Consider the following 22,514-nt stretch of genomic DNA (forward strand, 5'->3'; position numbering starts at 1 on the left):
AGGCCAAGTTTCCCAAGCGACGAATGGTGACGAGGAGAGGGGCGGGAGTCTTTGTGGAGCTGCGTTCGGGCTTGCGATTCGGGCGTAAACTGGCAGGCGCTACCTCATCAAAAAGGAGCCGCATATGATCGCCAACCCGTCGAGTAAGCCGACATCCGAGGACAAAGCTGTTTGGGATCAATTTTTCTGCGCTGCGTTGATCGCCGAGAGTAACCTGACGGCACCCGTTGTCGGGGGTTCGAATCACGAAGACAGGCAGAACCTGTTGATCGAAAGGGCCAAAACCCTCGCCAACAAAATGATGGAAAACAGAAGATAACCGGAGCCCAGCCATCGAGCTGGGCTCTTTTCATCTGTGTCTCGGGTGTTCGAAGGCATGTAACGTTTTCCCTGCGCGATGCACTCCCTCATTTCATGGGCTACTACTGACAGGCTGATTTAACTTCGTCCTGACAGGAGTAACTCGATGCTGGCTCACTGGTTTCTTGCGGCCGTTCACCTCTTGGCTTTTGCCCTGGGTTTTTGGGCGGTGCTTTCTCGCGGCACGGCGTTTCGGCGTCTCGCTATTGGGGCTGGAGACGCCCGCAGCATTTTGATCGCGGATAACCTTTGGGGGATTTCTGCGGTCATTCTTCTGATCACGGGTGGGATGCGTGCCTTCGGCGGGTACGAAAAAGGCACCGACTACTACCTTCATCAGCCACTGTTCCACCTCAAGATGACGCTGTTCATCATCATTCTGTTGCTTGAGGTTGCACCCATGGTGACGCTGATCAAATGGCGGATTGCGTTGGGGCGGGGCGCAGCGATAGAGACCGGGCGTGCGAAGATTTTTGCACGAATCAGTCATGTCGAAGCGCTGCTGGTATTGCTGATGGTGGTGGCGGCCACGGGTATGGCGCGCGGTGTGACGTTCGGTTAGCCGAATGTGATCCGGCTCTTCCTAGGGCTTAACCCGAAACGTCTGACAGTCATGGCATGAGAATAGCCAGTAGTATCGGCTTCAGGAAATCAGGGTTATTGGCCACTCGGGAGAGGCGAGCACATAAAGAGAGGGCGATGCGGCACATGAATCTTTAGCCAGCCGTGATTCCAAAGTGAACAGGCTGGCTACTGACTGCAGCAGGATTCAGGGCGTTTGTGGCTTGTCCGGAGCGGTCAGGCCGGCCTGGATGCGCTGGTAAATTTCTTCGCGGTGCACCGCAACGTCTTTCGGGGCGTTGATGCCAATCCTGACTTGTTGGCCGCTAACGCCGAGGATGGTGATCGTAATATCGTCACCAATATTTATGCTTTCACCGACTTTGCGGGTGAGTATCAGCATGGTCTTCTCCTTGATTGCTTTGTAGGGCACCTGATTCGAACAGTGCAGAGGTCGGTGGTATGTATAGATTAGTGCGAAGTCTCACGGTTTGGGTGCCTCTTTCTGACGCGCAGATGCTGCATTAATTCCCAAGGCGTAACTATACAGAGGCCGCAACCATCATTCTCGTTGTTTTGAGCCCATTTTGCGGCACTCGGGAAGTATTCATGAATGTTAAAATCGCCGCTTTAAGCATTCAGAGGGAAGTGTTGTGCGCAAAATGGCCTTGGTAATCGCAGTGCTGGCGTTGGCGGGATGCGGTGAGGGCAAGGGTGTAGACGCTCAAAAGCCCAAGCCGGCGGTCGTTGCCCCATCGGCATCGGCGGCAGCAACAACCGGACCGCAATGGGATCTTGAGGTGCGAGGCGAAACCACGCAGGCTGTCAGCGACCTGAGCGGCTGGTTGATCGAACACAGCTTTATTTCCAACGTGGTCATGGAAAATGGCAAGGCTCGTATCCTGATGGGGCCGTTCAGTTCGAAAGCCGAGGCCGAGGCCAAACAGGTCGAGGTCGACGCCGCGCTCACTCGGGCGAAGAAACAGAACATTCAACTACTGGTCCTTGAACATCCTGCTGCCCAGTAGAAACGAACAAAGGCCTCGGGTATCACCCCCGAGGCCTTTGTCTTTTCAAGCGTTGTTCAGCCGCAGGCTTTCAGGTCTACGGGGCCGACAAATTCGTTGCCGCGCCTCATGACGCACGCCACGCTCTGATTACGCTGACGCTCCCAGGCTTGTACGGGATAGGTCTTGTTCCAGGCTTCGTACAGTTGGCGATCCTGTTTCGACAAACTCAAGCCGTACTGCTTGCTCATGTAGAAGTAAGTCCGGGCGATCATGCCGCGTATGGAAGGGCGGGGTATGACCTTCTTCGCCTTGAAATCGACCTGGGTCAGGCATGAGCCATATTGCCCCGAATGTACCGGCAACCAACCAAAACTGAAGTTGTTGCGATCTCCATTGACCTCGCCAATGCTCGGCACCAGGTTGTGCAAATCGGCCTCGGCCTTCTGATAAACCGCATCGTAGCGCGTGCAGTTCTTTCGTCCGCCCTCTTGCCAGCATTGACGCTGATGGCCGATCTGCCAGGCCGGGACAATGTGTTCCCACTCAATGCGGGAGGCGCGTTTGGCATTTTTGCGCGGCACATAACCACAGGCCGAAAGATTCACCTTGTTGCCCGTGTACTTGCACCCGCAATAAAACTCGGTGGATTGCGGGGCGTACAACTTCCAGGCGGCTTTCTTGGCTTCGCTGAAGGTCCGTGGGGCGTCGGCGTGAGCGCCCATGGCAAACAGCAGAAACACTAAGGCAAAACAACGGACACTCATTGACTCAGTCTTCCTTCGGCACAACCCAGAAAATCTGCACGCCACCATCGTCGCGATAGGCGAGCGTGACGTTGTCGTTTTCATCGATTTCTTCGAGCAACTGTTCCCACTCATCCACGGGTTCGTCAGGTAGACGGAAGATCAGTGCGGCTTTGGCTTTCTGGGCGGTGGGGGAGTTGATGATTTTCTGAACGCGCATGCCCATGCGTGCATAGGCGTCAGGAGAGACAGAGGTAGAGGCCACGGATTTATCCTTATTAAGCTGTACGTGCATACAGTATTTAACTGTAGGCGTTTTCGCAACTGCTTAAAACTCAAGAAAATCCTCTGACAGCATTTTTACCGTTTGGTGTAGGAAGAAAGGATTTTTTCGTCAGATGAGCGGCGTGAACCCACTCGCCAAGGCTGGCGAGTGGTTACCGCGATGCCCGGTCGGAGTCGACCGGGCGAAGGTGAATCAATATTCCCAGAACATCCGTTGCAGCTCTTTGCTGTCGTTGGTCTTGGTCAGTGCAACCATCGCCAGGATGCGAGCCTTCTGTGGGTTCAGGTCATGCGCCACGACCCAGTCGTATTTGTCGTCAGGCTGCTCGGCGTTACGCAGCACGAAACCACCGGCGTTGACGTGGGACGAGCGAATAATTTGCACGCCATCCTTGCGCAGGGCTTGCAGGGTTGGAACGACTCGCGAAGAGACCGAGCCATTGCCGGTGCCGGCGTGGATGATGGCTTTGGCGCCTGATTGGGCCAGCGCCTTGTAGGCGGTGTCGCTGACATTGCCGTAGGAGTAGGCGATTTCGACGTCTGGCAGGCTTTTGATGTTCTTGATGTCGAATTCCGAGTCCATGGTGTGACGCTTCGCCGGCAGGCGGAACCAGTAGGACTTGCCTTCGACTACCATCCCGAGCGGGCCCCAGGCACTTTTAAACGCCTCAGTCTTGATGTTGATCATTTTGCTGACGTCACGACCCGACTGGATTTCATCGTTCATGGTCACCAGCACGCCTTTACCCCATGCATCCTTGCTGCTGGCCACAGCCACCGCGTTGTAAAGGTTCAGCATGCCGTCAGCCGACATTGCGGTCCCCGGGCGCATGGAGCCCACGACGATGATCGGTTTGTCGGTTTTTTCCACCAGGTTCAGGAAGTAGGCCGTTTCTTCCAGCGTATCGGTGCCGTGAGTGATGACGATGCCATCGACGTCTGGGCTATCGGCCAATTCAGCCACGCGACGGCCCAGTTGCAGCAGGTTGTCGTTGGTGATGCTTTCGGATGCGATCTGCATCACTTGTTCGCCGCGAACGTTGGCCAATTGACTCAGTTCCGGAACGCCGGCGATCAGTTGATCGATGCCGACTTTCGCCGCTTGGTAGGTCGCACTGTTGGCAGCGCTGGCGCCTGCGCCGGCGATGGTGCCGCCGGTGGCCAGGATCACCACGTTTGCCAGTTTCTGTTTGGTTTCGACTTCTTTCGCCTGAAGGGCGGTAGGCAGGAGGAGCAAGAGGGCTAAAGCGCCCGGAATGAAGGTCTTGAAAGCAGATGTCATTATTTTTCTCTCTAGTAGTGAGACGGTGCCGATGCAGGTTCATCTAGATACGCCCCACGGCGATCTGAACGCCGGGGGTGAGAGAGGAGAGAGCAGGATCTGTACCAGCAGTATCTGGAATCGAAAAATACGTTTAACCATATGATTTATATCAACTATTAGGCGTGGCTTTGCGGTGACTTAAACAGCGTGTTGTCCGGGTTTCCGAATATGTTTGGGATTTGTGTTCGGCTCTCCGACAAGGACGGTTGCACCGATTAAACACGTCACTCTGTCAGATCGAAAATCAGCACTAAAGAAACCCGGGCGCAGGTCGATGCCTCTCTAAAGGATCTTTTCTCAAGGGAGTTCGAATGTCGTTTTCCGTCGGTTTTCCAAATGCAGCCGCCATCATGATCGGTGGCAAAACGCCAACGGCGATTGATACGTCGAGTGATGCGGCAACAGAGACAGCGGTGCCGTTGTCGGGCAAGGAAGACAGCAAAGACAATCGGGTGAAGACAGGGCGCGGTGCTCCAGCCTCGGACAAATCCGAAAAAAGCAGTACGCAAAGTGTTGCGGTGCAGATGCTGCTCAAGCGTATGCAGGAACTTCAACAGCAACTGCGCGAACAACAGCAGCAACTAGCAGCCGCTCAGGCTACGTCTTACCCGACACCGGAAGCCAAGGCTACCGCGGTGATGTCGATCCAGGGCCAGATCGCCAATACCAGCAGTGCGCTTGCACAAGTGGCGGGCAGTCTGATCAAGGAATTGGCCAAGGAATCGAGTTCCGGCAGTATGATCAGCACCACTGCGTAATGCCTGTTCTTCGCCCGCCCAAGTGCAAAATGGTATTTTTCGGCCGTTGACAAATGTCGACAGGGTTCGCATAGTTCGATCTACGCAAACGTTTGCGCGGCACTGCTGATGGCTTGATCCATCGGCAAACCGCTGAAGCCTACGCCAGCGCAAGCGTTGCTCACAATAATCATAAGATCGGAGTGAACCCATGAAGCTGCCATTTGCTGGACGTCTTCTCGCTGTCGCTATGCTGGCTGCTGCGTCCGCCGCATTGCCCGTCTCTTCGGCCTTCGCCGACACCCCTGAAAAACCAAAAGTCGCACTGGTCATGAAGTCCCTGGCCAATGAATTTTTCCTGACGATGGAAGATGGCGCCAAGGCCTATCAGAAAGAACACTCCGGCGAATTCGAGCTGATTTCCAACGGCATCAAGGATGAAACCGACACGGCTGGCCAGACGCGCATTGTCGAGCAAATGATCCTGGCCAAGGTCAATGCGCTGGTCATCGCGCCTTCAGACTCGAAAGCTATGGTTCCGGTGATCAAGAAAGCCATCGATGCCGGCATCACCGTGATCAACATCGATAACCAGCTCGACCCGGCCGTGGTCAAAAGCAAAAACATCACTGTCCCGTTCGTAGGCCCGGACAACCGCAAAGGTGCGCGTCTGGTGGGCGAATACCTGGCCAAGCAACTGAAGGCTGGCGACGAAGTCGGGATCATTGAAGGCGTTTCCACCACCACCAATGCCCAGGCCCGCACTGCAGGCTTCAAGGATGCGATGGAAGCTGCGCAGATCAAGGTCGTGTCTGTGCAGTCCGGTGATTGGGAGATCGACAAAGGCAACAAGGTTGCTGCCTCGATACTCAGCGAGTACCCGGACGTCAAAGCCCTGCTGGCCGGTAACGACAGCATGGCCGTCGGCGTCGTTTCCGCCGTGCGCGCGGCGGGCAAGGCCGGCAAGGTGCTGGTGGTCGGTTATGACAACATCAACGCCATCAAGCCGATGCTCAAGGATGGCCGCGTCCTGGCCACCGCTGACCAGTTTGCTGCCAAGCAAGCCGTGTTCGGCATCGAGACTGCGCTGAAAATCATCAAGGGCGAGAAGGTCGACAGTGGCACCAACGGTGTCATTGAAACTCCGGTAGAGCTGGTTACCAAGTAGTCCTTCTGGCGACACAACGGTGCTCGCCTCCGGGCGAGCGCATGGAGATTTTTTTATGTCAGTTTCCGCCCCGAACGCTGTCCTCTCGGTCAGCGGTATCGGTAAGACTTATGCTCAACCGGTCCTGACCGGCATCGACCTGACGCTCATGCGTGGTGAGGTGCTGGCACTGACGGGTGAGAACGGCGCCGGCAAAAGCACACTGTCGAAGATCATCGGCGGACTGGTCACACCGACCACCGGCCAGATGCAGTTTCAAGGGCAGGACTACCGGCCCGGCAGCCGTACCCAGGCTGAAGACCTGGGCATCCGCATGGTCATGCAGGAACTCAACCTGTTGCCGACGCTGTCGGTGGCGGAAAACCTGTTTCTCGACAATCTCCCCAGCAATGCCGGCTGGATCAGCCGCAAGCAATTGCGCAAGGCGGCGATCACGGCCATGGCGCAGGTCGGGCTTGACGCGATCGACCCTGATACCCTGGTCGGCGAGCTGGGCATTGGCCACCAGCAAATGGTCGAAATCGCCCGCAACCTGATTGGCGACTGCCATGTGCTGATCCTCGACGAGCCGACAGCGATGCTGACGTCCCGTGAAGTCGAGATGCTGTTCGAGCAGATCACCCGCCTGCAAGCTCGTGGCGTGTCGATCATCTACATCTCCCATCGTCTCGAAGAACTCGCACGGGTGGCGCAGCGCATCGCGGTATTGCGCGATGGCAATCTGGTCTGCGTCGAGCCGATGGCCAATTACAACAGCGAGCAGCTGGTCACCCTGATGGTCGGGCGTGAACTCGGTGAACACATCGACATGGGCCCGCGCAAAATCGGCGCTCCGGCATTGACGGTGAAAGGGCTGACCCGTTCCGACAAGGTTCGCGACGTGTCTTTCGAAGTGCGCGCCGGCGAGATCTACGGGATTTCCGGTTTGATCGGGGCAGGGCGTACCGAGTTGCTGCGGCTGATCTTTGGTGCCGATGTGGCGGACAGCGGCACGGTCGCCCTCGGTTCGCCAGCACAGGTCGTGAGTATTCGTTCACCGGCGGATGCGGTCGGTCATGGCATTGCCCTGATCACTGAAGACCGCAAGGGTGAAGGCCTGCTGCTGAGCCAATCGATCAGCGCCAACATTGCGTTGGGCAACATGCCGGTGATTTCCAGTGGCGGTTTCGTCAACAACGCTGACGAGATGTCCCTGGCGCAACGTCAGATCGACGCCATGCGCATCCGCAGTTCCAGCCCGACGCAACTGGTGTCCGAATTGTCCGGCGGTAACCAGCAGAAAGTCGTGATCGGCCGTTGGCTGGAGCGCGATTGCTCGGTGATGCTGTTCGACGAGCCGACCCGAGGCATCGACGTGGGCGCCAAGTTCGACATCTATGCACTGCTCGGTGAACTGACCCGCCAGGGCAAAGCACTGGTGGTGGTGTCCAGCGACTTGCGCGAACTGATGTTGATTTGCGACAGGATCGGCGTGCTGTCGGCCGGGCGTTTGATCGACACCTTCGAGCGCGATAGCTGGACCCAGGATGATTTGCTTGCTGCCGCGTTCGCCGGCTACCAAAAACGAGATGCGTTGCTCAACGAAGCTGCGCCTAGGGATCTACCATGAAAACTGCAACGTCTGCCGGTAAACGTAGTGGCAATTTTTACGGCCTCGGCACCTATCTGGGCCTGGCCGGTGCCTTGCTGGCGATGGTCGCGCTGTTCTCGGTCCTGAGCAGCCATTTCCTGTCTTACGACACCTTCAGCACCCTGGCCAACCAGATTCCGGACTTGATGGTCCTGGCGGTGGGCATGACGTTCGTGTTGATCATCGGCGGTATCGACCTGTCAGTGGGCTCGGTGTTGGCCCTCGCGGCGTCGACGGTCAGCGTGGCGATTCTCGGCTGGGGCTGGGGCGTGCTGCCTGCGGCATTGCTCGGCATGGCCGTAGCGGCATTGGCCGGAACCATCACCGGTTCGATCACCGTGGCGTGGCGGATTCCGTCGTTCATCGTGTCCCTTGGCGTGCTGGAAATGGCGCGCGGCGTGGCGTACCAGATGACCGGTTCACGTACGGCCTACATCGGTGATGCGTTCGCCTGGTTGTCTAACCCGATAGCGTTCGGCATTTCGCCCTCGTTCATAATTGCCTTGCTGGTCATCTTCATCGCTCAGGCCGCATTGACCCGAACTGTGTTCGGTCGTTACCTGATTGGTATCGGCACCAACGAAGAGGCGGTGCGTCTGGCGGGGATCAATCCAAAGCCCTACAAGATCCTGGTGTTCAGCCTGATGGGGCTGCTGGCCGGTATTGCCGCGCTGTTTCAGATTTCTCGCCTGGAAGCGGCGGACCCCAATGCCGGCTCCGGCCTTGAGCTGCAAGTGATCGCCGCTGTCGTCATCGGCGGCACCAGCCTGATGGGCGGCCGTGGTTCGGTCATCAGCACGTTCTTCGGTGTGCTGATCATTTCCGTATTGGCGGCCGGCCTGGCGCAGATCGGTGCGACCGAACCGACCAAGCGCATCATCACCGGCGCGGTGATCGTGGTGGCGGTGGTGCTGGATACTTATCGCAGTCAGCGCGCAAGCCGGCGGACCTGAGTCATGGCAACGATCAAGGATGTAGCAGCCCTCGCAGGCATTTCCTACACCACGGTTTCCCACGTGGTGAACAAGACCCGGCCGGTCAGTGAAGAAGTGCGGATCAAGGTCGAGGCGGCCATCAAGAGCCTCGACTACGTGCCCAGCGCCGTGGCCCGCTCGCTAAAAGCCAAAACCACCGCGACGATTGGCCTGCTGGTGCCTAACAGCCTCAACCCGTACTTCGCCGAACTGGCGCGCGGTATCGAGGATTACTGCGAGCGTAATGGCTACTGCGTGATTCTCTGCAACTCCGACGACAATCCGGACAAGCAGCGCAGCTACCTTCGCGTGCTGCTTGAGAAACGCATCGACGGGCTGATCGTGGCATCGGCCGGTGGCGATGCGGGGTTGGCGGAAGGGCTGGCCGCCGTGCGCACGCCGATGGTCATCGTCGACCGTGGGCTGGACGGCGTGAATGTCGACCTGGTGCGCATCGACCACGAATATGGCGCCTATCTGGCAACCCGCCATCTTCTGGAGTTGGGGCACCGGGACATCGCCACCATTGGCGGGCCGGCAAGTACCAGCGTGGCGCAGATGCGTCTGGCGGGTTATTGCCGCGCCTTGAAAGAGGCGGGCGTCGAAGTGCCTCGCGAGCGCATGCTGGAAAGCGACTTCACCAGCACTGGCGGCTACAGTGCTGCCGCGATCCTGCTGGAAAAGAACCCGCCCAGCGCCATTTTTGCAGGCAACGACATGATCGGCATCGGCGTACTACGGGCCGCCGCCGAGCGCAATATTCGTGTACCGAGCGAACTGTCAGTGATCGGTTTCGATGATATCCAGATGAGCCGTTACGTTTATCCGGCGCTGACGACTGTCGGCCAATCGATCCTGCAATTGGGCGAGATGGCAGCAGCGGTGCTTTTGCGACGGATTGCTACACCCGATATGGCCACCGATCAACGGATCGTGACCCCCAGTATTGTCCTGCGAGAGTCGACTGCGCCGCTGGCTGGCGTGTTCGCCCAGTTTCGTTGAAATTGAAAACAGCTAACCAAAAGCACCGCTAAAACAGAATTTATGAGTAGTCATGTATGCCCGCAAAAGTAGTGGTGATAGGCAGCCTGAACATGGACCTGGTGACCCGCGCACCAAGGTTGCCCCGTGGTGGTGAAACCCTGATCGGCGAGTCGTTTGCCACCGTCTCCGGTGGCAAGGGCGCGAATCAGGCGGTTGCCGCCGCAAGGCTGGGTGCGCAGGTGTCGATGGTTGGCTGCGTAGGCAGCGACGCCTATGGCAAAGAACTCCTCGCTGCGCTGTTGGCCGAGCAGATTGATTGCCAGGCGGTCAGCACTGTCGAAGGTTCCAGTGGCGTGGCGTTGATTGTGGTTGATGACAACAGCCAGAACGCAATCGTCATAGTCGCCGGTGCCAACGGAACGTTGACGCCTGAGGTGATTGACCATTTTGATCCGGTGTTGCAAGCCGCAGACGTGATCATCTGTCAGCTGGAAGTGCCGGACGCAACCGTCGGCCATGCGCTCAAGCGTGGCCGTGCGCTGGGCAAGACGGTGATTCTCAATCCGGCGCCGGCCAGTCGCCCATTGCCGGCGGATTGGTATGCAGCCATTGATTATCTGATTCCCAACGAAAGCGAAGCCGCGGCCCTGAGTGGATTGCCAGTCGATTCCCTGGCAACCGCCGAAATTGCCGCAACCCGGTTGGTAGCGATGGGCGCCGGCAAGGTGATCATCACGCTGGGCGCCCAAGGGTCGCTATTTGCCAACGGTAAAAGCTTCGAGCATTTTCCGGCACCGAAGGTAAAGGCTGTTGATACCACGGCGGCCGGCGATACGTTCGTCGGTGGTTTCGCCGCGGCCCTGGCGGCCGGCAAAAGCGAAGCCGAGGCGATCCGTTTCGGCCAGGTCGCCGCGGCGTTGTCGGTCACCCGTGCCGGCGCGCAACCCTCGATTCCCACTTTGTCCGACGTACAGGCCTTTAAAGCACCATGAAAAAGACACCTTTGCTCAACATCGCACTGTCGCGGCTGATCGCTTCACTCGGGCATGGCGACCGGGTCGTGATTGGCGATGCCGGTCTGCCGGTGCCGCCAGGCGTGGAGCTGATCGACCTGGCGTTGACCCACGGTATTCCCGATTTCGTCAGCACCTTGAAGGTCGTGCTCAGCGAAATGCAGGTCGAAAGCCATGTGCTCGCCCAGGAGATTTTCGAGAAGAAGCCGTCGGCGCTGTCGACGCTGGATGAGCTGAATGCTCAAGGTGCGCTGGGTCAGCGCGAGATACTCAGTCACGAGCAGTTCAAGATGCTCTGCCGCCAGGCTCGGGCCATTGTTCGTACCGGTGAATGTCAGCCCTACTGCAACATTGTGCTGGTGGCCGGGGTAACGTTCTAACCTCTGTCTCTCTGATGTATCACGCACAAGGAATGCGCCATGTACCGCTATGCTGAGAAACTGCATCACCTGTTCCGGAGTCTGCTGCTTTTGTCCCTGATTACTGCAACAAGCGCCCAGGCGGCGGAAAAAATCGACTTGATCATCGACACCGATCCGGGGGCCGACGATGTGGTTGCCTTACTGTTTGCGCTGGCGTCGCCCGAAGAGCTGAACATTCGGGCACTGACCACCGTCGCCGGCAATGTTCGCCTGGACAAGACTTCGCGCAATGCGCGGCTGGCCCGCGAATGGGCGGGGCGCGAGGATGTACCCGTGTATGCGGGCGCGCCGAAGCCGCTGATGCGCACACCGATCTATGCCGAGGACATTCATGGCAAAGAGGGCTTGTCGGGTGTCGCCGTCCACGAACCGAAGCAGGGTTTGGCCAAGGGTAATGCGGTCGATTACCTGATCGATACCTTGAAGGCTGCCAAGCCTCACAGCATCACGATCGCCATGCTGGGACCCCAGACCAACCTGGCGCTTGCGCTGATCCAGGAACCTGGAATCGTCCAGGGCATCAAGGAAGTGGTGATCATGGGCGGGGCGCATTTCAACGGTGGCAACATCACCCCCGTGGCTGAGTTCAACCTGTTCGCCGATCCGCAGGCGGCTGAAGTGGTATCGAAAAGCGGTGTGAAACTGACCTATCTGCCGTTGGACGTGACCCACAAGATCCTCACCAGTGAGGCGCGTCTCAAGCAGATTGCCGCACTGAACAACAATGCGAGCAAGCTGGTGGGCGATATTCTCAATGAATACATCAAGGGCGACATGGAGCACTACGGTATTCCGGGTGGCCCGGTGCATGACGCCACGGTCATCGCTTATCTGCTGAAACCGGAGCTGTTCACGGGGCGTTCGGTCAACGTGGTGGTCGATAGCCGCGAAGGCCCGACCTTTGGCCAAACCATCGTCGACTGGTATGACGGCCTGAAGGCACCGAAGAATGCCTTCTGGGTTGAAAGCGGTGACGCCCAGGGTTTCTTCGACTTGCTGACCCAGCGTCTGGCTCGTCTGAAGTAGGTTCCAGGCCCGCAGGTGCCAGCCTGCGGGTTTTACGCTCTCTCGGTTTCCTCGGCGGCTTTCAGGTCGGCCGGATATTTCTCGAATACCTGCTTGATGAACGACTGGGCAGCTTCGGTGCCCAGCGCCTTGACTAATAAATCGATACCGATGATCGCCAGCTCTTCCGGGCTACCCGGGCTGTATGAGCTGTGGCCCTGTGACCATTTGACGGTGATGTTGGCGTCGATGCTTACGGTAGTCATGATGGGGCTCGTGCAGTCGGGAAAGTCTGACTGTCGAGTTAACCATTTTGCGCGGCGTTTGGCACTCCGACTTAGGCATGAGGGGAGCGCTATGCGACACTTGGTCTTTAACGATTTATCAAGGATCGCGCGGTGCAGATCGATTTGAACACTCCTGACGGCTTGACCCTTGAGGCGGTCCGTCAGCTGCTGGCCAGCGCCAGCGACGATGAGCACACCCAATTACGCGTGACCAAGGGTGGCATCGCCTACATTTCGTCGGGTGTCGTGGGCGGAAACGACATAGCCGGCCTACTGTTTCGCCTGGAGACGTGGGCCAAGGGATCGGGTTATGTAGGATTGGTCGCGGCCAGTGATGAGGTCTGGGTCATGCAGATTTTCAACGCGCTGAAAGAAAACTGGCCGAATCCGCCGTTCGACTACATCGACGTCTATTGAGCGCTGTTCATATTCAGTCACGATTGAGTGATGAACGGCAGGGAGATGCTCAGGCAAACTTGTCGCTTGTCCGCGTTGGGGGCAGGGTGATGGCACTCACCTTGAAACCAAACGCCAGATTGGCGGTCGCAAGATCTCAGCTTAACTATTGGAAAAAAGGAGGCTTCATGCCTTGGAAGCTCGCGTCATTGGGTACTTTGTTCGCCGTCACGCTGCTGGCCGGTTGCAGCGGTACGAATTCGAATTCGGCAGCAGACCCCGTTACGACGACTGACACTGGCCACAGCCGCTGTGATGCAAAGGCAGCCGAATTCACCATTGGCAAAGCCGCTTCGCCAGAACTGCTGGAGCAGGCGCGCACCCGTTCCGGGGCACAAAATGCCCGGTTCCTGTTACCTACCGACATGGTAACCATGGAGTACCATTCCGATCGCCTGAACTTGAACACCGATGCCAGTCGGGTGGTCACCCGCGTCAACTGCGGCTGATCGCTTCAGGCTTTTGTATTACCCATAAAAAACCCCGTCACATGGACGGGGTTTTTTTAGTGCGCCTGGAAATTACTCTGGGCGAACTTGAGCAGCTTGCATACCCTTTTGGCCTTTCTCAGCCACGAAGGAAACGGTTTGGCCTTCTTTCAGGCTTTTGAAACCGTCGCTTTCGATAGCTTTGAAGTGTACGAACAGGTCGTCACCGCCACCTTGAGGAGTGATGAAGCCGAAGCCTTTTTCATCGTTGAACCATTTAACGGTGCCGGTTTGGCGATTAGACATGGTGTATCTCCAAGAAACATATATTTTCAGTAGTACTGTGCTGCTCAGGCCAACTGGGCACACCGGGGTATCATAGTCGAAATGTTCGCTTTGGGAGCCCCCCGGACGTGCTGTTTACCCTACAGACACGCTTTCTTTGTTGCCTGGTATGGCTGAAAGCCCCGATTTACAAGGCTTTCAGCCGAAAGTAAAGACGATAAAAAAAGCTGTAAAACCTGCATAAATTGTACGAAAAAGCGGTTTTTAGAGGCTTTTCATCGGCTGTGAGGGCCTTCAAAGCCTCTTTTCAGGCTTATTTTTTCGCCTTGTTATCGGCCTTGCAGGAAGAAATTTGGGTCAGTGCTTTTTGTTTCAGGGCGTCACTGGCGGTGTTGTCCATCAAGGACTGGATATCTTTATCCGGGTACGATTTGATCGCGTCGGCACCACAGGCGCAGTGGGCTTTAGCTGCAGCAGCGCCGATCTGAGGGGTTGCCGCTTGGGTGCACTGGGCCATGTATTTATCGCGCTCGCCCTTTGGCCAATCGGCATGGGCGGACAGTGGCAATAACAGGGCGAGGGGTGCGACTACTGCGAACAAGGTATTCAGACGCATGCTGTGATGCTCCTTTTGGGTCGATGTCTTGTTATCTGAGGGGTAAAGCAGGGTTCAAGTTCAGCACTCTGGCATAAAATCAGCAGATTTTCCCCAGTAGAAAACCTTGGCACGGCGACGACCGTTCATCTGTGCTAGCATGCGCCGCTCGGGTGTTTGCGGGCTCCGGATGACCTCCAGTCCCGGTAGCGGCAAGTGTCCGAATAACCCTGATTTGAATCCCAGTCACTCTGGTTCGGTTTTCCGGTTGGCCGCAAGGCTCCTGCCGCTGTAAGGCAGGCGTTCGTCATTGAATGGCCTGGACCGGATCTTGTACTGGCTCATCCCAACCCACGTGACCTTTGGTAGGGGTCACCACTAGGAGAGGAGGCGCCATGCCAACTATTACTCTTCCCGACGGCAGTCAACGTTCATTCGATCACCCGGTTTCCGTAGCCGAGGTCGCCGCATCCATTGGTGCCGGTCTGGCAAAAGCAACCGTGGCCGGCAAGGTCAATGGCAAGCTGGTCGACGCCAGCGACATCATCGACAGCGATTCCACGCTGCAAATTATTACGCCAAAGGATGAAGAGGGGCTGGAGATCATTCGCCACTCTTGCGCCCACCTGGTTGGCCACGCGGTCAAGCAGCTGTACCCGACCGCCAAAATGGTGATCGGCCCGGTCATCGACGAAGGCTTCTATTACGACATCGCCTTCGAACGTCCTTTCACTCCGGACGACCTGGCAGCCATCGAACAGCGCATGCAGCAACTGATCGAAAAAGATTACGACGTGATCAAGAAGGTCACTCCGCGCGCCGAAGTGATCGAAGTGTTCAAGGCCCGTGGCGAAGACTACAAGCTGCGCCTGGTCGAGGACATGCCAAACGAGCAGGCCATGGGTCTGTACTATCACGAAGAATACGTCGACATGTGCCGTGGTCCGCACGTGCCGAACACGCGCTTCCTGAAATCCTTCAAGTTGACCAAGTTGTCCGGCGCCTACTGGCGTGGTGACGCCAAGAACGAGCAATTGCAGCGCGTTTACGGCACCGCTTGGGCTGACAAGAAGCAACTGGCGGCTTACATCCAGCGCATTGAAGAAGCTGAAAAGCGCGATCACCGCAAGATCGGCAAGCGTCTGGGCCTGTTCCACACCCAGGAAGAGTCGCCGGGCATGGTGTTCTGGCACCCGAACGGCTGGACCCTGTACCAAGTGCTCGAGCAGTACATGCGCAAGGTGCAGCGCGACAACGGCTATCTGGAGATCAAGACTCCACAAGTCGTTGACCGCAGCCTGTGGGAGAAATCCGGGCACTGGGCCAACTACGCCGACAACATGTTCACCACGCAGTCGGAAAACCGCGACTACGCCATCAAGCCGATGAACTGCCCGTGCCACGTGCAGGTGTTCAATCAGGGCCTGAAAAGCTACCGCGAGTTGCCGATGCGCCTGGCCGAGTTCGGTGCGTGCCACCGTAACGAGCCATCGGGTGCGTTGCACGGCATCATGCGCGTGCGTGCGTTCACTCAGGACGATGCCCACATCTTCTGTACTGAAGAGCAAATGCAGGCTGAATCCGCTGCGTTTATCAAGCTGACCATGGACGTCTACGCCGACTTCGGCTTCAAAGACGTCGAAATGAAGCTGTCCACTCGTCCGGAAAAACGCGTCGGTTCCGACGAACTGTGGGATCGCGCCGAGGCTGCATTGGCTGCAGCCCTTGATAATGCGGGCTTGCCGTACGATCTCCAGCCAGGCGAGGGTGCGTTCTACGGTCCGAAGATCGAGTTCTCGCTGAAAGATTGCCTTGGCCGCGTCTGGCAGTGTGGTACCCTGCAGCTCGATTTTAACCTGCCTATCCGTCTGGGAGCCGAATACGTCTCCGAAGACAACAGTCGCAAGCACCCGGTTATGTTGCACCGGGCGATCCTCGGTTCCTTCGAACGTTTCGTTGGGATCCTGATCGAGCACTACGAGGGTGCGTTCCCTGCGTGGCTGGCTCCGACCCAGGCAGTGATCATGAATATCACTGATAAACAGGCTGATTTTGCCGCTGAGGTTGAAAAAACTCTCAACGAAAGCGGATTTCGTGCCAAGTCTGACTTGAGAAATGAAAAGATCGGCTTTAAAATCCGCGAGCATACTTTGCTCAAGGTCCCCTATCTCTTGGTTATCGGAGATCGGGAAGTCGAGATGCAGACTGTCGCTGTGCGTACTCGTGAAGGTGCTGACCTGGGCTCGATGCCCGTCGCCCAGTTCGCTGAGTTTCTCGCGCAAGCGGTTTCCCGGCGTGGTCGCCCAGATTCGGAGTAATTATTATTAAGCGTGAAATGAGACAAGATAAACGAGCTGCACCGAAAGCCCCGATCAACGAGAATATCTCGGCACGCGAGGTTCGGTTAATTGGGGCTGAGGGTGAGCAGCTTGGGATTGTGTCAATTGAAGACGCGCTTCTTAAGGCTGAAGAGGCCAAGCTGGATTTGGTGGAAATTTCCGCCGATGCAGTACCCCCTGTTTGCAAGCTGATGGACTACGGCAAATCGATCTTCGAAAAGAAGAAGCAGGTTGCCGCGGCCAAGAAAAACCAGAAGCAGATTCAGGTTAAAGAAATCAAGTTTCGTCCAGGGACGGAGGAAGGGGATTACCAGGTAAAACTGCGCAACCTGGTACGTTTCCTGAGTGATGGGGACAGGGCCAAGGTATCCTTGCGATTCCGCGGCCGTGAGATGGCCCACCAGGAGCTGGGGATGGAACTCCTCAAGCGAGTTGAAGGTGACTTGCTCGAGTACGGTTCGGTCGAACAGCATCCTAAGATGGAAGGACGCCAACTGATCATGGTCATCGCCCCGAAAAAGAAGAAGTAATCAATAGGGCACGGCAGGCCTTCTGATTATGTTTATCAACTGAATGCGGAGTATCCGAACATGCCAAAAATGAAAACTAAAAGTGGTGCTGCTAAGCGGTTTCTGAAAACTGCTAACGGTATCAAGCACAAGCACGCTTTCAAGAGCCACATCCTGACTAAAATGTCGACCAAGCGTAAGCGTCAACTGCGCGGTAGCAGCTTGCTGGCACCGTGTGACGTGGCAAAAGTCGAGCGCATGCTGCGCCTTCGTTAATTTAGTCAAGAATAGAGGAAGTAACTCATGGCTCGTGTAAAGCGTGGCGTCATTGCCCGTAAACGTCACAAAAAAATTCTGAAACTTGCTAAAGGCTACTACGGCGCTCGCTCGCGCGTATTCCGTGTTGCCAAGCAAGCGGTAATCAAGGCAGGCCAATACGCCTACCGTGACCGTCGTCAGAAAAAACGTCAGTTCCGCGCTCTGTGGATCGCTCGTATCAACGCTGGTGCACGTATCAACGGTCTGTCCTACAGCCGTTTCATCGCCGGCCTGAAAAAAGCGTCCATCGAGATCGACCGTAAGGTTCTGGCTGATCTGGCAGTGAACGAAAAAGCGGCGTTTGCTGCGATTGTCGAGAAAGCTAAAGCCACCTTGGCTTAAGTACCCCCGACAGTCACCCGGCCTCACCTTTGTGGGGCCCGGTGTTAAACGTCATAAATAGGGGAAGAGCCTTCAAGCTCTTCCCCTATTTTGTATCTGGAGTCTGTACATGGAAAACCTGGATGCGCTCGTCTCTCAAGCACTAGAGGCTGTGCAAAGCGCTGAAGATATCAATGCCCTGGAGCAAATCCGGGTTCACTACCTTGGCAAAAAGGGTGAATTGACTCAGGTGATGAAGACCCTGGGGAATTTGCCGGCAGAAGAGCGTCCGCAAGTCGGTGCGCTGATCAACGTTGCCAAGGAGCGTGTCACAGAGGTTCTCAATGCCCGCAAGGCACTGTTTGAAGAGGCCGACCTTGCCGCCAAACTGTCTGCCGAGTCCATTGACGTGACCCTGCCTGGCCGCGGCCAGACCTCGGGTGGCCTGCATCCGGTTACCCGTACTCTGGAACGTATCGAACAGTTCTTCACCCACATCGGCTACGGCATCGCCGAAGGCCCTGAGGTCGAAGACGACTATCACAACTTCGAAGCGCTCAACATCCCAGGCCATCACCCGGCCCGGTCGATGCATGACACCTTCTATTTCAATGCCAACATGTTGCTGCGCACCCATACCTCGCCGGTCCAGGTCCGCACCATGGAATCGAAACAGCCGCCAATTCGCATCGTCTGCCCGGGCCGTGTGTACCGTAGCGACTCTGATATCACCCACTCGCCGATGTTCCACCAGGTCGAAGGCCTGCTGGTTGATCGCGATATCAACTTCGCCGACCTGAAAGGCACCATCGAAGAGTTCCTGCGCGTGTTCTTCGAAAAAGAACTGGCCGTGCGTTTCCGCCCTTCGTACTTCCCGTTCACCGAGCCATCCGCCGAAGTCGATATGGAATGCGTGATGTGCAGCGGCAAAGGCTGCCGTGTCTGTAAGCAGACCGGCTGGCTGGAAGTCATGGGCTGTGGCATGGTTCACCCGAACGTACTGCGCATGTCCGGGATCGACCCGGAAGAGTTTTCGGGCTTTGCCTTCGGCATGGGCGTTGAGCGTCTGGCCATGCTGCGTTACGGCGTGAACGACTTGCGTCTGTTCTTCGACAACGACTTGCGGTTCCTCGCGCAATTTCGCTAGTCGTAACGAATTCTTAGGAGAGCAGGATGAAATTCAGTGAACAATGGCTGCGTGGCTGGGTAAGCCCGCAGGTAAGTCGCGACGAGCTGGTTGCTCGTCTGTCGATGGCCGGTCTTGAGGTCGATAGCGTTACGCTGGCCGCCGGCGAATTCACCGGTGTGGTGGTGGGCGAAGTGCTGAGCACCGAGCAGCACCCGGACGCCGACAAGCTGCGTGTTTGCCAGGTCAGCAATGGCTCGGAGACTTTCCAGGTCGTGTGCGGTGCGCCAAATGTGCGCCCGGGCCTGAAGATCCCTTTCGCCATGATCGGTGCCGAACTGCCGGGCGATTTCAAAATCAAGAAAGCCAAGCTGCGTGGCGTTGAGTCCAACGGCATGCTGTGCTCGCAAGCCGAGCTGCAAGTCGGTGAAGGCAACGATGGGCTGATGGAATTGCCGGCCGATGCGCCAGTGGGTCAGGACATTCGTGAATACCTGAGCCTGGACGACGCCAGCATCGAGGTCGACCTGACCCCGAACCGTGGCGACTGCCTGTCCCTGGCCGGTCTGGCCCGTGAAGTCGGTGCGCTGTACGCCACCGAAGTCACTCGCCCGGTCGTTGCTACCGTTCCAGCCGTGCACGATGAAGTGCGCTCGGTTGAGGTGCTGGCGCCAGCCGCTTGCCCGCGTTATCTGGGGCGTGTGATCCGTAACGTCGACCTGTCCAAGCCGTCCCCGCTGTGGATGGTCGAGCGTCTGCGTCGTGCCGATGTGCGCAGCATCGACGCTGCCGTCGACATCACCAACTACGTGATGCTGGAGCTGGGTCAACCGCTGCACGCGTTCGATCTCGCCGAAATCAATGGCGGCATCCGTGTGCGCATGGCCGAAGAAGGCGAGAAGCTGGTGCTGCTTGATGGCCAGGAAGTCAGCCTGCGTAGCGATACGCTGGTGATTGCCGACCACACCCGCGCTCTGGCAATCGCCGGCGTCATGGGCGGTGAACACAGCGGCGTCAACACCGCGTCCACTCGCGACATTTTCCTTGAAAGTGCGTTCTTCGATCAGATCGCCGTTGCTGGCAAGGCGCGTTCCTACGGCCTGCACACCGACGCCTCGCACCGCTACGAGCGCGGCGTGGACTGGCAACTGGCCCGTGAGGCCATGGAGCGCGCCACTGGCCTGCTGCTGGAAATCACTGGCGGTGAAGCCGGCCCGATCATCGAAACCGTCAGCGAACAACATCTCCCGAAGATTGCACCAGTCACCCTGCGCGCCCAGCGCATCACCCAGATGTTGGGCATGGAAATGGATTCGGTCGAAGTCGAGCGTCTGCTCAATGCTTTGGGGCTGACCGTTTCTGCCGACGGGGCAGGGCAGTGGCGCGTAGAAGTGCCAAGCCATCGCTTCGACATCAGCCTTGAAGTTGACCTGATCGAAGAGCTGGCGCGTCTCTACGGTTACAACCGTCTGCCGGTTCGCTACCCGCAAGCCCGTCTGGCGCCACAAGCCAAGGCCGAAGCACGTAGCGATCTGCCTGAGCTGCGTCGTTTGCTGGTAGCCCGCGGTTATCAAGAAGCGATTACTTACAGTTTCATCGATCCGAAACAGTTCGAGTTGTTTAATCCGGGTGTAGAACCGCTGTTGCTGGCGAACCCGATTTCGAACGACATGGCGGCCATGCGCTCGTCCCTGTGGCCAGGTCTGGTGAAGGCGCTTCAGCACAACCTGAACCGTCAACAGGATCGTGTTCGACTGTTCGAGAGCGGCCTGCGCTTCGTGGGGCAGCTGGAAGGCCTGAAGCAAGAGCCGATGCTGGCCGGTGTTGTGTGCGGTAGCCGTCTGCCGGAAGGCTGGGCACAAGGTCGCGATGTCGTGGACTTCTTCGACGTGAAAGCTGACGTTGAAGCAGTGTTGGGCTTTGCCGGTGCGCTGGATTCGTTCACTTTCGTACCGGGCAACCACCCTGCGTTGCACCCGGGCCAAACCGCACGCATCGAACGTGAAGGTCGTTTGGTGGGCTTCGTTGGCGCGATCCACCCTGAATTGTCGAAAACCCTCGGTCTCGACCGTCCGGTCTTCGTTTTCGAGCTGGTTTTGGCCGAAGTGGCGTTGGGTAAAATGCCTAAATTCCAGGAGTTGTCGCGTTTTCCTGAAGTGCGTCGTGACCTTGCACTGATCGCCGAAAAAGACGTCGCAGCCAGCGCTGTACTGGACGTAATCCGTGAAAATGCAGGGGAATGGCTGACGGACCTCAGGCTATTTGACGTATATCAGGGTAAAGGCATTGATCCTGATAGAAAAAGCCTTGCAGTCGGCTTGACCTGGCAGCATCCATCGCGCACTCTTAATGACGATGAGGTGAATACCACGACGCAAAATATCCTCACCTCGCTCGAACAAAGGTTGAACGCCACGTTAAGGAAGTGACGTATGGGGGCTCTGACGAAAGCTGAAATGGCGGAACGTCTGTATGAGGAGTTGGGCCTGAATAAACGGGAGGCCAAGGAATTGGTCGAACTGTTTTTTGAAGAAATCAGGCACGCTCTCGAAGACAACGAACAAGTCAAATTGTCCGGTTTCGGCAATTTCGACCTTCGCGACAAACGCCAGCGGCCTGGCCGCAATCCGAAAACGGGTGAAGAAATCCCGATCACGGCTCGCCGTGTGGTCACCTTTCGTCCAGGGCAGAAGTTGAAGGCCCGAGTTGAGGCTTATGCTGGAACCAAGTCATAACGACGAGCTACCCGTCATCCCAGGCAAACGCTACTTCACCATTGGTGAAGTCAGCGAGCTGTGTGCCGTAAAACCGCACGTGCTGCGCTATTGGGAGCAGGAGTTTCCTCAACTCAACCCCGTCAAACGTCGCGGAAACCGCCGGTATTATCAGCGACAAGACGTGCTGATGATCCGGCAGATCCGCGCGCTTCTTTACGATCAGGGGTTCACCATCGGCGGCGCACGCTTGCGTTTGTCCGGCGATGAAGCCAAAGACGACACCACCCAGTACAAGCAGATGATTCGGCAGATGATCGCTGAATTGGAAGACGTGCTGATTGTGCTCAAGAAATAAATTACTGCGTTTGAATACTTCCAGTTTTCAAAAGCTTGCGATATATTCTTGAGCGTTCCTCGAGGGGAGGAACAGGTTTAACGCCTAGTCGGGGCGTAGCGCAGTCCGGTAGCGCACTAGCATGGGGTGCTAGGGGTCGAGTGTTCGAATCACTCCGTCCCGACCATATAATTCAAAGGGTTGCGAGATTTTATCTCGCGACCCTTTTTTATTTTTAAGTGTTTTTACCCCCACAAAACAGCTGGCTCTGGGTGGAATCTTCAGCGGATACCGAGCTCGGAATCCGTCCGGTGGGTGTTGTCCTAACTAAATAACTGAGTTGATGACAGTTTTTTTGGGGGTCATTCCTGTCGAACGTGTGAGTTCACGCCGTTTTTGGCCCTTTTTCGCGCTGCCTTTGGCACCAATCCTGTTTGATATTTATCTTCTTTCTCAGCTTTTTCGCATGTCAGATAGCCTTGCCTAATGCCTTGTTCCCGGGGAATTAGGGCGTTTTCCCTCACCCGCGCCGCGGCGCTAAATCCTGGAAGCTCAGTTCCGATTATTCGTTCTTAAAGGTCAC

At 56.9% G+C, this 22,514-nt stretch carries 28 protein-coding genes and 1 tRNA gene; 22 read left to right on the forward strand and 7 right to left on the reverse strand.

The window, feature by feature from the left end:
- The first annotated feature begins 124 nt into the window (after positions 1-124).
- Both ACA052_RS09605 and ACA052_RS09610 read left to right on the forward strand, forming a co-directional pair.
- Positions 125-319 carry a hypothetical protein gene (locus ACA052_RS09605; protein WP_497649440.1) on the forward strand — a complete coding sequence of 65 codons (195 nt, stop codon included), beginning with the start codon at positions 125-127 and terminating at the stop codon, positions 317-319.
- Positions 320-466: 147 nt separating this feature from the next.
- Positions 467-922, forward strand: a complete 456-nt coding sequence (locus tag ACA052_RS09610; protein WP_497649441.1) for a DUF2214 family protein — start codon at positions 467-469, stop codon at positions 920-922.
- A gap of 207 nt (positions 923-1,129) precedes the next feature.
- Here ACA052_RS09610 and csrA read toward each other — a convergent pair whose 3' ends face one another.
- A complete protein-coding gene (gene csrA, locus ACA052_RS09615; RefSeq protein ID WP_007938114.1) occupies positions 1,130-1,324 on the reverse strand; it encodes a carbon storage regulator CsrA in 195 nt (64 codons plus the stop codon).
- A gap of 250 nt (positions 1,325-1,574) precedes the next feature.
- On the opposite strand from csrA, the gene ACA052_RS09620 reads away from it, so the two are divergent.
- Positions 1,575-1,949 carry an SPOR domain-containing protein gene (locus ACA052_RS09620; RefSeq protein ID WP_497649442.1) on the forward strand — a complete coding sequence of 125 codons (375 nt, stop codon included), beginning with the start codon at positions 1,575-1,577 and terminating at the stop codon, positions 1,947-1,949.
- A 56-nt stretch (positions 1,950-2,005) separates the two neighbouring features.
- Here the strand turns inward: ACA052_RS09620 and ACA052_RS09625 are convergent, their stop codons facing one another.
- The 3 genes from ACA052_RS09625 to ACA052_RS09635 all read right to left on the reverse strand — a co-directional run bounded on the left by ACA052_RS09625 (position 2,006) and on the right by ACA052_RS09635 (position 4,241).
- Positions 2,006-2,695, reverse strand: coding sequence for an endonuclease (locus ACA052_RS09625; RefSeq protein ID WP_497649443.1), 690 nt, complete (start codon positions 2,693-2,695; stop codon positions 2,006-2,008).
- A 4-nt stretch (positions 2,696-2,699) separates the two neighbouring features.
- On the reverse strand, positions 2,700-2,969 hold the full coding sequence (locus ACA052_RS09630) for a DUF1654 domain-containing protein (protein ID WP_497649444.1): 270 nt from the start codon (positions 2,967-2,969) through the stop codon (positions 2,700-2,702).
- 183 nt (positions 2,970-3,152) lie between these two features.
- Positions 3,153-4,241 carry an asparaginase gene (locus ACA052_RS09635; protein ID WP_497649445.1) on the reverse strand — a complete coding sequence of 363 codons (1,089 nt, stop codon included), beginning with the start codon at positions 4,239-4,241 and terminating at the stop codon, positions 3,153-3,155.
- A gap of 353 nt (positions 4,242-4,594) precedes the next feature.
- On the opposite strand from ACA052_RS09635, the gene ACA052_RS09640 reads away from it, so the two are divergent.
- From ACA052_RS09640 to ACA052_RS09675, 8 genes are all read left to right on the forward strand, one after another.
- A complete protein-coding gene (locus ACA052_RS09640) occupies positions 4,595-5,041 on the forward strand; it encodes a hypothetical protein (RefSeq protein WP_497649446.1) in 447 nt (148 codons plus the stop codon).
- 190 nt (positions 5,042-5,231) lie between these two features.
- Positions 5,232-6,188: a sugar ABC transporter substrate-binding protein gene (locus ACA052_RS09645; protein WP_497649447.1), complete on the forward strand. Its 957-nt coding sequence runs from the start codon at positions 5,232-5,234 to the stop codon at positions 6,186-6,188.
- 55 nt (positions 6,189-6,243) lie between these two features.
- The gene (locus ACA052_RS09650) at positions 6,244-7,797 is read left to right on the forward strand and encodes a sugar ABC transporter ATP-binding protein (RefSeq protein WP_497649448.1); all 1,554 of its coding nucleotides are present in this window, start codon (positions 6,244-6,246) and stop codon (positions 7,795-7,797) included.
- The gene (locus tag ACA052_RS09655) at positions 7,794-8,771 is read left to right on the forward strand and encodes an ABC transporter permease (protein WP_497649449.1); all 978 of its coding nucleotides are present in this window, start codon (positions 7,794-7,796) and stop codon (positions 8,769-8,771) included. Before ACA052_RS09650 ends, ACA052_RS09655 begins: the two co-directional genes overlap by 4 nt.
- A gap of 3 nt (positions 8,772-8,774) precedes the next feature.
- Positions 8,775-9,794: a LacI family DNA-binding transcriptional regulator gene (locus tag ACA052_RS09660; protein WP_497649450.1), complete on the forward strand. Its 1,020-nt coding sequence runs from the start codon at positions 8,775-8,777 to the stop codon at positions 9,792-9,794.
- Between the two features lie 56 nt (positions 9,795-9,850).
- Complete coding sequence (rbsK, locus tag ACA052_RS09665; protein ID WP_497649451.1) at positions 9,851-10,768, forward strand: ribokinase; 918 nt, start codon at positions 9,851-9,853, stop codon at positions 10,766-10,768.
- On the forward strand, positions 10,765-11,169 hold the full coding sequence (gene rbsD, locus ACA052_RS09670; RefSeq protein WP_497649452.1) for a D-ribose pyranase: 405 nt from the start codon (positions 10,765-10,767) through the stop codon (positions 11,167-11,169). The genes rbsK and rbsD overlap by 4 nt, the downstream gene beginning before the upstream one ends.
- 39 nt (positions 11,170-11,208) lie before the next feature.
- On the forward strand, positions 11,209-12,237 hold the full coding sequence (locus tag ACA052_RS09675) for a nucleoside hydrolase (RefSeq protein ID WP_497649453.1): 1,029 nt from the start codon (positions 11,209-11,211) through the stop codon (positions 12,235-12,237).
- 32 nt (positions 12,238-12,269) lie between these two features.
- Here ACA052_RS09675 and ACA052_RS09680 read toward each other — a convergent pair whose 3' ends face one another.
- Complete coding sequence (locus ACA052_RS09680) at positions 12,270-12,482, reverse strand: hypothetical protein (RefSeq protein WP_497649454.1); 213 nt, start codon at positions 12,480-12,482, stop codon at positions 12,270-12,272.
- Positions 12,483-12,614: 132 nt separating this feature from the next.
- Between ACA052_RS09680 and ACA052_RS09685 the strand changes: the two genes are divergently transcribed.
- Both ACA052_RS09685 and ACA052_RS09690 read left to right on the forward strand, forming a co-directional pair.
- On the forward strand, positions 12,615-12,920 hold the full coding sequence (locus tag ACA052_RS09685; RefSeq protein ID WP_497649455.1) for a hypothetical protein: 306 nt from the start codon (positions 12,615-12,617) through the stop codon (positions 12,918-12,920).
- 167 nt (positions 12,921-13,087) lie between these two features.
- Positions 13,088-13,408: an I78 family peptidase inhibitor gene (locus tag ACA052_RS09690; RefSeq protein ID WP_497649456.1), complete on the forward strand. Its 321-nt coding sequence runs from the start codon at positions 13,088-13,090 to the stop codon at positions 13,406-13,408.
- 72 nt (positions 13,409-13,480) lie between these two features.
- Here the strand turns inward: ACA052_RS09690 and ACA052_RS09695 are convergent, their stop codons facing one another.
- Both ACA052_RS09695 and ACA052_RS09700 read right to left on the reverse strand, forming a co-directional pair.
- The gene (locus ACA052_RS09695) at positions 13,481-13,693 is read right to left on the reverse strand and encodes a cold-shock protein (RefSeq protein WP_003179963.1); all 213 of its coding nucleotides are present in this window, start codon (positions 13,691-13,693) and stop codon (positions 13,481-13,483) included.
- 292 nt (positions 13,694-13,985) lie between these two features.
- Positions 13,986-14,288 carry a hypothetical protein gene (locus ACA052_RS09700; RefSeq protein WP_497649457.1) on the reverse strand — a complete coding sequence of 101 codons (303 nt, stop codon included), beginning with the start codon at positions 14,286-14,288 and terminating at the stop codon, positions 13,986-13,988.
- 374 nt (positions 14,289-14,662) lie between these two features.
- Here ACA052_RS09700 and thrS point away from each other — a divergent pair, with 374 nt between their 5' ends.
- The 9 genes from thrS (at position 14,663) to ACA052_RS09745 (ending at position 22,118) form a co-directional block, all read left to right on the forward strand.
- Positions 14,663-16,585 carry a threonine--tRNA ligase gene (thrS, locus tag ACA052_RS09705; protein ID WP_497649458.1) on the forward strand — a complete coding sequence of 641 codons (1,923 nt, stop codon included), beginning with the start codon at positions 14,663-14,665 and terminating at the stop codon, positions 16,583-16,585.
- Positions 16,585-17,136, forward strand: coding sequence for a translation initiation factor IF-3 (gene infC / locus ACA052_RS09710; RefSeq protein WP_172668659.1), 552 nt, complete (start codon positions 16,585-16,587; stop codon positions 17,134-17,136). The genes thrS and infC overlap by 1 nt, the downstream gene beginning before the upstream one ends.
- A 60-nt stretch (positions 17,137-17,196) precedes the next feature.
- On the forward strand, positions 17,197-17,391 hold the full coding sequence (rpmI, locus tag ACA052_RS09715; RefSeq protein WP_008145659.1) for a 50S ribosomal protein L35: 195 nt from the start codon (positions 17,197-17,199) through the stop codon (positions 17,389-17,391).
- A 27-nt stretch (positions 17,392-17,418) separates the two neighbouring features.
- Entirely contained in the window at positions 17,419-17,775 is a 357-nt protein-coding gene (rplT, locus tag ACA052_RS09720) for a 50S ribosomal protein L20 (protein WP_007905879.1), read from the forward strand.
- Positions 17,776-17,884: 109 nt separating this feature from the next.
- On the forward strand, positions 17,885-18,901 hold the full coding sequence (gene pheS / locus ACA052_RS09725) for a phenylalanine--tRNA ligase subunit alpha (protein WP_007905876.1): 1,017 nt from the start codon (positions 17,885-17,887) through the stop codon (positions 18,899-18,901).
- A 26-nt stretch (positions 18,902-18,927) separates the two neighbouring features.
- Complete coding sequence (gene pheT, locus ACA052_RS09730; protein ID WP_497649459.1) at positions 18,928-21,309, forward strand: phenylalanine--tRNA ligase subunit beta; 2,382 nt, start codon at positions 18,928-18,930, stop codon at positions 21,307-21,309.
- A gap of 3 nt (positions 21,310-21,312) precedes the next feature.
- The gene (gene ihfA / locus ACA052_RS09735) at positions 21,313-21,615 is read left to right on the forward strand and encodes an integration host factor subunit alpha (protein WP_002553164.1); all 303 of its coding nucleotides are present in this window, start codon (positions 21,313-21,315) and stop codon (positions 21,613-21,615) included.
- Positions 21,596-21,952, forward strand: coding sequence for a MerR family transcriptional regulator (locus tag ACA052_RS09740; protein ID WP_093218077.1), 357 nt, complete (start codon positions 21,596-21,598; stop codon positions 21,950-21,952). Before ihfA ends, ACA052_RS09740 begins: the two co-directional genes overlap by 20 nt.
- Before the next feature lie 89 nt (positions 21,953-22,041).
- Positions 22,042-22,118 (forward strand) — tRNA-Pro (locus tag ACA052_RS09745).
- Positions 22,119-22,514: the final 396 nt, after the last annotated feature.

The sequence above is a fragment of the Pseudomonas sp. LBUM1644 genome (assembly GCF_059716195.1).

Coding starts and splice junctions, on each gene's coding strand:
- ACA052_RS09660 (WP_497649450.1), top strand. CDS start 8,775: ATGGCAACGATCAAGGATGTAGCAGCCCTCGCAGGCATTTCCTACACC.
- rbsK (WP_497649451.1), top strand. CDS start 9,851: ATGCCCGCAAAAGTAGTGGTGATAGGCAGCCTGAACATGGACCTGGTG.
- ACA052_RS09625 (WP_497649443.1), bottom strand. CDS start 2,695: ATGAGTGTCCGTTGTTTTGCCTTAGTGTTTCTGCTGTTTGCCATGGGC.
- ACA052_RS09680 (WP_497649454.1), bottom strand. CDS start 12,482: ATGACTACCGTAAGCATCGACGCCAACATCACCGTCAAATGGTCACAG.
- csrA (WP_007938114.1), bottom strand. CDS start 1,324: ATGCTGATACTCACCCGCAAAGTCGGTGAAAGCATAAATATTGGTGAC.
- ACA052_RS09650 (WP_497649448.1), top strand. CDS start 6,244: ATGTCAGTTTCCGCCCCGAACGCTGTCCTCTCGGTCAGCGGTATCGGT.
- rpmI (WP_008145659.1), top strand. CDS start 17,197: ATGCCAAAAATGAAAACTAAAAGTGGTGCTGCTAAGCGGTTTCTGAAA.
- ACA052_RS09610 (WP_497649441.1), top strand. CDS start 467: ATGCTGGCTCACTGGTTTCTTGCGGCCGTTCACCTCTTGGCTTTTGCC.
- thrS (WP_497649458.1), top strand. CDS start 14,663: ATGCCAACTATTACTCTTCCCGACGGCAGTCAACGTTCATTCGATCAC.
- ACA052_RS09640 (WP_497649446.1), top strand. CDS start 4,595: ATGTCGTTTTCCGTCGGTTTTCCAAATGCAGCCGCCATCATGATCGGT.
- ACA052_RS09675 (WP_497649453.1), top strand. CDS start 11,209: ATGTACCGCTATGCTGAGAAACTGCATCACCTGTTCCGGAGTCTGCTG.
- ACA052_RS09655 (WP_497649449.1), top strand. CDS start 7,794: ATGAAAACTGCAACGTCTGCCGGTAAACGTAGTGGCAATTTTTACGGC.
- ACA052_RS09645 (WP_497649447.1), top strand. CDS start 5,232: ATGAAGCTGCCATTTGCTGGACGTCTTCTCGCTGTCGCTATGCTGGCT.
- ACA052_RS09740 (WP_093218077.1), top strand. CDS start 21,596: ATGCTGGAACCAAGTCATAACGACGAGCTACCCGTCATCCCAGGCAAA.
- ACA052_RS09690 (WP_497649456.1), top strand. CDS start 13,088: ATGCCTTGGAAGCTCGCGTCATTGGGTACTTTGTTCGCCGTCACGCTG.
- ACA052_RS09605 (WP_497649440.1), top strand. CDS start 125: ATGATCGCCAACCCGTCGAGTAAGCCGACATCCGAGGACAAAGCTGTT.
- ACA052_RS09700 (WP_497649457.1), bottom strand. CDS start 14,288: ATGCGTCTGAATACCTTGTTCGCAGTAGTCGCACCCCTCGCCCTGTTA.
- rbsD (WP_497649452.1), top strand. CDS start 10,765: ATGAAAAAGACACCTTTGCTCAACATCGCACTGTCGCGGCTGATCGCT.
- ACA052_RS09695 (WP_003179963.1), bottom strand. CDS start 13,693: ATGTCTAATCGCCAAACCGGCACCGTTAAATGGTTCAACGATGAAAAA.
- ACA052_RS09630 (WP_497649444.1), bottom strand. CDS start 2,969: ATGCACGTACAGCTTAATAAGGATAAATCCGTGGCCTCTACCTCTGTC.
- pheS (WP_007905876.1), top strand. CDS start 17,885: ATGGAAAACCTGGATGCGCTCGTCTCTCAAGCACTAGAGGCTGTGCAA.
- ihfA (WP_002553164.1), top strand. CDS start 21,313: ATGGGGGCTCTGACGAAAGCTGAAATGGCGGAACGTCTGTATGAGGAG.
- ACA052_RS09635 (WP_497649445.1), bottom strand. CDS start 4,241: ATGACATCTGCTTTCAAGACCTTCATTCCGGGCGCTTTAGCCCTCTTG.
- pheT (WP_497649459.1), top strand. CDS start 18,928: ATGAAATTCAGTGAACAATGGCTGCGTGGCTGGGTAAGCCCGCAGGTA.
- rplT (WP_007905879.1), top strand. CDS start 17,419: ATGGCTCGTGTAAAGCGTGGCGTCATTGCCCGTAAACGTCACAAAAAA.